Here is a 6,018-nt window from a genome sequence, read left to right as displayed (position 1 = left end):
ATCTGCGCGGCTGTGTCGGCGGCGCCCCCGGCCAGCCGGTCGCCGGAGCGCGGCGGCGTCGCCTTGGCGAGGAGGTCGCGCAGGTCCGGAAACGTGTAGCTCGTGGCGTCGATGGTATGGCGGTAGACCAAGGGCCTCTCCGGGATTCGTCGGCCAACGGCCGACTCCAAGACTATCCCGAAACTATACCTTCGGATCAAGACGCTGAAATATCTTACCTTTCGTTCGACCAAGGACGAAGAGAGGGCAACGGGCGCGTTAACGCCGCGTCCATCTTCATTCCGCATAGTTTTGCATCAATTTCGCACGACCCCGTTCACCGGCCGCTTCAGGCCATTCCGGGCCCCTGAACACCATGACATCAGACCGATCTGGGAATGCCACTGAGCTGGCAGGCCGCTTCACGCTTGCCACCAAGCTCTACGCGATCTTCGCACTGTTCGCGCTGCTCACGGCGGCGATCGCGATGCTGTCCGACTACAACAGCCGCCGCAGCGCCGACCTGACCAGCGCGATCGAGACGGCGAATGCCGCCGCGCTGAACGTCGAGCGCGTCAACTCGCTGGTCTATGCGGTCGTGATGGAATCGCGCGGCGTCTACATGTCGACCGAACCCAAGGTCGTGAAGAAGTACGGCGACGGCCTGCTCAAGTTCAACGCCCAGATCCTCGACGTCGTGAAGCGCTGGGAGACCATCGTCAAAGCCGACGATGCCAGGCAGTTTGCCACCTTCAAGCAGCGCATCGAGCAGTTCGTCGAGTTCCGCAAGGAGTTGGTGCGCCGCGGCGTCGAGATCAACGCGGCCGCGGGCCGGGAATGGGGCGACAACGACGCCAACCGCGCGGTGCGCTCGGCGCTGAACAAGGATCTCGAGGCGCTGTCCAAGGTCTATGCCGAGCGCGCCAGGCAGATCGCGCAGCAGACCGAGACCAATCGGGAATTGTCCTTCGTGCTGACCTGCCTCGGCGGCATAGCGCTGGCCCTCGTTGCGATCGGCATCGTCATCATCGCCCGCTCGATCGCCCGGCCGCTCGCCTCGATCACCGCCACCATCAAGCAGGTCGCCGACGGCGCCGAAAATGTCGTGGTGCCGCACTCGGACCGCGCCGACGAGATCGGCGCGCTGGCCCGCGCAATCCAGGTGTTCCAGGACGCCATGGGCCGCAACCGCAACCTCGCCTCGCAAGTGTCGCAGGACGCCGCCGCACGCGAGAAGCGCGCCCGCGACATCGAACGGTCCGTCGAGGAGTTTCGCGAGGCGATCGGTGCGATCATGCGCGGCCTCGGCGACAACGCGTCGGTCATGCGCGAAACCGCGCAGAGCATCACGCGTGTCACTGCGGATGCGAGCAGCCGCGCCGGCACCGCGGCGAACGCCACCGAGCAGGCCTCGCACAACGTCACGGCGGTCGCAGGCGCGGCCGAGGAACTGTCGGCCTCGGTGGTGGAGATCGGCCGCCAGGTGCGGCAGAGCGCCGGCGCGGTCGAGCAGACCGGCCAGCGCACCGAGAAGTCGATCTCCGAGATCGAGAGCCTCGCCGCGGCCACGCAGCGCATCGACGGTGTGCTCAATTTGATCCAGGCGATCGCCGAACAGACCAACCTGCTCGCGCTGAACGCCACCATCGAGGCCGCGCGCGCCGGCGATGCTGGCCGCGGCTTTGCCGTGGTCGCCCATGAGGTGAAGGCGCTCGCGGGCCAGACCGCCAAGGCCACGGCCGAGATCAGCGAGAACGTCGCGATGATCCAGGCCTCGACCCGCAACGCGGTCGACGCCGTCCGCGAGATCGGCGGCGCGGTGCGCGAGATCAACGAGGTTACATCGGCGATCGCCGGCGCCGTCAGTCAGCAGGACGCCGCCACGCGCGAGATCTCGTCCAATGCACAAAGCGCCGCGCAGGGCAACGAGACGCTGGTGGCCAACATCACCTCGCTGCGCGACGCCATCGGCGAGACCGACACGGCGGCAGCTTCGGTGCTGACGGCGGCAAGCAGCCTGACCGCGACGGCGGACACGCTGTCGCGCGAGGTGGAGAAGTTCTTCCAGAACCTGCGGTCGGGGTCGGCGGACGTCCGCATCGCGAAGGCGGGATAGCGACGCGGATGCCGCCGAAGAGGCCTCCGGCAAAAAAACGGAGTTCCCAAGGATGGTCCCGCGTCGAGTTGATGGCCTGCTGGCCTAACGCCGCTGCTTCAGGCCGAGGCCCAGGCTGACCCAGCCTGCGCCCGCCATGATCAGGTCGATGCCGAGGAACAGACCGAGGATGTAGACGCTGTTCACCGGCCAGCGCGCCAGGATCAGCAGCCCGAGCAGCAGCGTGATGACCGCCGACAGCGCCACCCAGACCCAGGGGCTTTCGCGCTTCATGCTGAAGGCGAGAAACAGCCTGACTGCGCCGGAGGCCAGCAGCGAAGCGCCGAGAAAGAGAGTGAGCAGCACGGCGGCGAAGAGCGGGTTCTCGAAGGTGAGGAATCCGGCAACGATGTAGAGCACGCCGAGCAAGGCCCAGATCAGGAACTTGCCCCAGCTTTTCACCTGGAATGCGCCGATCACCTCGGTCACGCCGGCAACGATCATCATCGCGCCGACCACGATCACGCTCGCCACCGTTGCCATCACCATGCTGCCGAGCGCGACGAAGCCGGCGATGAGGTAAACGACGCCGAGGGCAACGATCCAGCCCCATTTGGCATGTAGCGCCGAGATACCCGAGCCGAGACTGGAAGGATGAGACGCATCTGAAGTACTTGTCATGGCAGCCACTCCTGCATGCGAAGCCCGCGGGGACACGCCAGGATAGCACGCACCGTACCGGGACAACAGCCAGCAGAGCAGCCCTCGCCTGCAGCAATATTGACGCAAATCAAGACCGAATGCGGCGCTTCAGGCGTGCGACCGCTCCATCTCCAATTCGGCCTTGAGATTGTCGAGATCGCGATAAATTGAAGCGACCGCAAGCACCCGACCGGCCCTGCGGTACTTCAGCAGGCAGTCCCTTCCGGAGATACTGCCGTCGATCGCGATGTCGTCGAAGCTCTCGGCGTGGCCGACATAGTTGATCGGCACGTCGTAGTGCTGGCTCCAGAAGAACGGCACCGCATCAAAGCGCTCGCGCTTGCCGAGCATGTTGCGCGCTGCGGTCTGGCCCTGCCGCTCCGCCACGACCCAATGCTCGACGCGGATGGTTTGCCGCGAATGCGGATCAGGCCAGCGCGCGATGTCGCCGGCGGCGAAGATGCCGGCGACGCTGGTTTCCAGATATTCGGACACGCTCACGCCGCGATCGGCGAAAAGCCCCGCCTGCTCGGCGAGCGCGAGGCGCGGCTTGACGCCGATGCCGACCACAACCAGGTCAGCCTCGATGACGGCGCCGCTCTTCAGCGTCGCGCGCATGCCAGCGAGCTTTTCCACCGTATCCTTCAAGTGGAAGACGACGCCGTTCTCCTCATGCAGCGACCGGACGAAGTCGCCCATCTCGGCGCCGAGCACCTTCTGCATCGGCCGTTCTTCCGGCGCGACCACATGCACCTCGATCTTGCGCGCCCGCAAGGACGCCGCGACTTCGAGGCCGATGAAGCTCGCGCCGATCACCAGCGCATGCCTGGCGCTGCCCGCCGTCTTGATGACAGCGCGGCTGTCGGCAACGGAGCGCAAGGTGTGGACATGCGGCTGGTCCGCGCCCGGGACCTGCAATCTGACCGGCTCGGCGCCGGTCGCGAGCAGCAGCCGGTCGAACGACAGCCTGTCGCCGTTGCCCAGCGTGACGCTGCGCGTCTTCGCATCGATCGCGGAGACATTCGTGTTCAGCCTGAGATCGATGCCGGCGTCCTGATAGTAGTCCGCGCCCCGCAGCGGCAGCCAGTCCTCCGGGGCGCTGCCGGCAAGATAGTCCTTGGAGAGATTGGGCCGGTCGACCGGCATAGCACCGTCATCGCTGAGCATGGTGATGGCACCGGCAAAGCCCTCACGCCGAAGCGTCTCGGCCGCGGCGAATCCGGCCGCACCTCCGCCGACGATGACGAATTTGTCCGGCGTCGGCGCGCTGCGACGAGCTGCGGACGGTTTTGGCGCCTCGCGCCGGCGCTGAACAATGATCTTGTCGCGATCACGCATCACCTCCCATACCGCCAGCGCATTCAGCGCCGGCGGACGCGTGGCTTCGCCCGATCGCAAGGAAAAGCAGGCGTGATGCCAGGGACAGCGGATGGTGTCGCCAACCACCAGCCCCTCCGCGAGCGGGCCGTGGTAGTGGCTGCAAGCCGGTTCGATCGCAAAGATCTCGCTGCCGGCCTGCACCAGCAGGACATCCTCCTCACCGACGTGGCCGAGCAATTTGGCTTCCTTGAAGTCGGTCAGCGACACGCCTTTGGTCAGGTCGGGACCGCTCGGCTTCCTCTTCTCGGTCATGGCATGTCTCCTCAAGCTAGCGCGGATCACCCGCCCGACCCACCGCGACACGCTCCAGCCCACGCACTTGTGACTTCATCAAGAACCCCCCTATCAAGAACCCTCCTGGCGACGGGCCGGCCACAGCGGCGCCTCTCAGCTTGGACGGCCTCAATCGGAAAAGGTTCCCCAAATCAGGAAAGATCGGACGGCCGGCGGACCCGGCCGGTCGGCAGGACGATAAATCAGGCTCTAACTGGCCGCATTGCGCACCTCGAGCACCGCCCGCGCCCATTCGGCCGGCCGTTCCTGCGGCAGATTATGACCGGCATCCTTGAAGACGCGCCGCTCGAAATATCCCTCGAACTTGCGCGCGTGGTGCGCGGTGCCGGGATTGACGCCGTCGCTGTCGCCGTCGATCGCAATCGTCGGGACGCGGATCGGCGGCTGGGCGGCGAGCCTGGCCTCGATCGCGGCATAGGCGGGGTCGCCCGCCACCAGCGCGTAGCGGTGGCGGTAGGAGTGGATCACGACATCGACGAAATCAGGATTGTCGAAGGACGCGGCGGCTGTCTCGAACGTCGCGTCATCGAACGCCCATTTTGGCGACCACATCGTCCAGAGCTGGCGGGCAAAGCCGCGGCGGTTGCGCTCCAGCGCGCGGCGGCCGCGCTCGTTGTGGAAGAGATATTGATACCAGAGCGCCGCCTCCTCTGGCGGCGAAGTCGGCTCCATGGCGCGAGCGATGTTCTGGATGTTGTAGGAATTGCCGGAGACGAGCCCGATCACGCGCTCCGGATGGAGCGCCGAGACCACGCAAGCCGCACGGCCGCCCCAGTCATAGCCGCCCACGATGGCGCGCGCGATGCCGAGCGCATCCATGAAGGCCAGCAGATCGGCACCAAGCGCCGCCTGCTCGCCGGAGCGCAGCCTCTTGGCGGAGCGAAACCGCGTCGGCCCATAGCCGCGCAGCCAGGGCACCAGCACCCGCGCGCCGGCCTCGGCAATGATCGGCGCGGCTTCCGCGTAGGCGTTCACGTCGTAGGGAAAGCCGTGCCCGAGGATGCAGGGCCAACCGTCCGGCGCGCCGTATTCGCGATAGGCGATGTCGAGGACATCCGTGGTGACGGTTCTTTGTCGCATGATTTGCTCACCGGTTGATCGCGATCGTGGTCCCGATGAGCGCGGCGAAATCCGGGATCAGGCGTCACCGCCCCCGGATATCGCCCCGCTCATCCGGACTACGGGAACCCGGCCTATCTCTGCGGACCCGATAGCGAGATGTCGCGTTCGGCGCGGAACACGTTGCTGTAGAGGTTGGCGATCCACTGCCGGCCGATCTCGGTCTTGTTGAGATAGCCGATCTCTGTCTGGATGTGCGGTGCGACGCTGTTCCAATAGAATTGCGGATATCGGTTCACGATGTCGGCGGGCGAGTCGTAGCCGAGCTGACGGTTGATGCCGACCTCCTCGAACTCGTAATAGAGCGCGTTGGCCTTGCGCAGATAGTTGGGATCGCCGAGCTGGCCGATGAAGTCGGCCGCGCGCAGGATCGAGGCTTCCTCGTCATATTCCTGGCCTTCACGGGCGGGAAAGCGCGTCCCTTCGATGGCGCGAGCAATGCGCTCCGG

4 protein-coding genes and 2 pseudogenes are annotated in these 6,018 nt (G+C 66.0%); 1 reads left to right on the top strand and 5 read right to left on the bottom strand.

Going from position 1 to position 6,018, the window contains the following annotated elements; all coding sequences use genetic code 11:
• Nucleotides 1-287 (bottom strand): annotated as a pseudogene (locus IC50_RS43210) (ethanolamine ammonia lyase large subunit); the annotation flags it as partial.
• A gap of 68 nt (nucleotides 288-355) precedes the next feature.
• On the opposite strand from IC50_RS43210, the gene IC50_RS21490 reads away from it, so the two are divergent.
• The gene (locus tag IC50_RS21490) at nucleotides 356-2,095 is read left to right on the top strand and encodes a methyl-accepting chemotaxis protein (protein WP_035709350.1); all 1,740 of its coding nucleotides are present in this window, start codon (nucleotides 356-358) and stop codon (nucleotides 2,093-2,095) included.
• 84 nt (nucleotides 2,096-2,179) lie between these two features.
• On the opposite strand, the gene IC50_RS21485 is transcribed toward IC50_RS21490, so the two are convergent.
• The 4 genes and pseudogenes from IC50_RS21485 to IC50_RS21470 form a co-directional block, all read right to left on the bottom strand.
• On the bottom strand, nucleotides 2,180-2,755 hold the full coding sequence (locus IC50_RS21485) for an HdeD family acid-resistance protein (protein ID WP_035709348.1): 576 nt from the start codon (nucleotides 2,753-2,755) through the stop codon (nucleotides 2,180-2,182).
• A 129-nt stretch (nucleotides 2,756-2,884) separates the two neighbouring features.
• Complete coding sequence (locus tag IC50_RS21480; protein WP_035709344.1) at nucleotides 2,885-4,408, bottom strand: FAD-dependent oxidoreductase; 1,524 nt, start codon at nucleotides 4,406-4,408, stop codon at nucleotides 2,885-2,887.
• Between the two features lie 231 nt (nucleotides 4,409-4,639).
• On the bottom strand, nucleotides 4,640-5,530 hold the full coding sequence (locus IC50_RS21475; protein ID WP_035709341.1) for an alpha/beta fold hydrolase: 891 nt from the start codon (nucleotides 5,528-5,530) through the stop codon (nucleotides 4,640-4,642).
• 113 nt (nucleotides 5,531-5,643) lie between these two features.
• A pseudogene (locus IC50_RS21470) lies at nucleotides 5,644-6,018 on the bottom strand (metal-dependent phosphohydrolase); the annotation flags it as partial.

This window comes from Bradyrhizobium genomosp. I (2014) (assembly GCF_000261685.1).
In the GTDB taxonomy this organism is placed as follows: Bacteria; Pseudomonadota; Alphaproteobacteria; order Rhizobiales; family Xanthobacteraceae; genus Bradyrhizobium.
This window is presented reverse-complemented; position numbering and strand designations above follow the sequence as displayed.

Excerpts from the sequence above, each read along its gene's own strand:
- IC50_RS21490 (WP_035709350.1), top strand. The coding sequence starts at position 356 with ATGACATCAGACCGATCTGGGAATGCCACTGAGCTGGCAGGCCGCTTC.
- IC50_RS21485 (WP_035709348.1), bottom strand. The coding sequence starts at position 2,755 with ATGACAAGTACTTCAGATGCGTCTCATCCTTCCAGTCTCGGCTCGGGT.
- IC50_RS21480 (WP_035709344.1), bottom strand. The coding sequence starts at position 4,408 with ATGACCGAGAAGAGGAAGCCGAGCGGTCCCGACCTGACCAAAGGCGTG.
- IC50_RS21475 (WP_035709341.1), bottom strand. The coding sequence starts at position 5,530 with ATGCGACAAAGAACCGTCACCACGGATGTCCTCGACATCGCCTATCGC.